General features: G+C 73.8%; 1 pseudogene. It reads left to right on the plus strand.

Features of this window, described 5'->3' with window-relative positions:
* A pseudogene (locus ACFW9D_RS14430) lies at positions 1 to 1,177 on the plus strand (ABC-F family ATP-binding cassette domain-containing protein); the annotation flags it as partial.
* Positions 1,178 to 1,296: the final 119 nt, after the last annotated feature.

Consider the following 1,296-nt stretch of genomic DNA (forward strand, 5'->3'; position numbering starts at 1 on the left):
GCCCGGTGGGGCGCGCCGCGGGGGGGGGGGGGGCGCGGCGGGCGCGCGGCGGTCCGGCACACAGCGGCGGGGGGGTGTGTGGGCGCTACGCCTGGCCCCCCCCCACGGCGGCACGCTGCTGCTGGACGAGCCGACCAACCACCTCGACACCGACTCCATCGCCTGGCTGCGCACCTTCCTCCAGAGCCACCAGGGCGGTCTTGTGGTGATCAGCCACGACACGGGCCTGCTGGCCGACGTGGTCAACCGGGTCTTCCACCTCGATCCGCAGCGCGCCACCATCGACATCCACAACACCGGCTGGAGGACCTACCTCACCCAGCGGGAGGCCGACGAGCGGCGCCGGGCCCGGGAGCGGGCCAACGCCGAACGCAAAGCCGGGGCTCTGCATGCTCAGGCGGACAAGATGAAGGCGCGGTCGGCCACCGCCGTCATGGCCAAGAGCATGGCCCGCCGCGCCGACCGCATGCTCGCCGATCTGGAACCGGCCCGGCGCACGGAGAAGGTCGCGAAGATCCGGCTGCCCGAGCCCGCCGCGTGCGGGCGGATCCCCCTCGGCGCCGTCAGTCTGGCCAAGTCCTACGGCGACCACCAGGTCCTCGCCGGCGTGGACCTGGCCGTCGACCGAGGCAGCCGCCTGGTCATCCTCGGCCTCAACGGCGCGGGAAAGACCACCCTGCTGCGCCTCCTGGCCGGCCAGGAACAGCCGGACTCAGGTCGGGTGGTGCACGGGCACGGGCTGCGCCTGGGCTACTTCGCCCAGGAACACGACACCCTCCACACCGAGCGGACCGTACGGGAGAACCTCCGCGCTGCCGCACCGCACCTCACCGACGGTGAAGCACGGCGCGTGCTCGGCGCGTTTCTCTTCTCCGGCGACGACGCCGACAAGCCGGCCGGCGTCCTCTCCGGCGGCGAGAAGACCCGCCTGGCCCTGGCGGGCCTCGTCCACTCCGGCGCGAACGTCCTGCTGCTGGACGAACCCACCAACAACCTCGACCCCGCCTCGCGCACCGAGGTCCTGGCCGCAGTCGGCTCGTACCCGGGCGCGATCGTGATGGTCACCCACGACGAGGGGGCTCTCGACGCCCTGCGCCCCGACCGCGTCCTGCTGCTGCCGGACGCGGACGAGGACCTGTGGAACGAGAACTACCGGGACCTGGTCTCCCTCGCCTGACCCGAACATCCCGCACTGGCCCGACTGCAGAGCCTGTGTCGTCCCGGCCCGGGGGGGGGGGGGGGGGGGGCGGTGTGAGGCAGCGAGTCGGACAGCCGCGCGCGCGCGCCAGCGAGCCC

The sequence above is a fragment of the Streptomyces sp. NPDC059524 genome, assembly GCF_042749255.1.
Lineage (GTDB): Bacteria > Actinomycetota > Actinomycetes > Streptomycetales > Streptomycetaceae > Streptomyces > Streptomyces xanthii.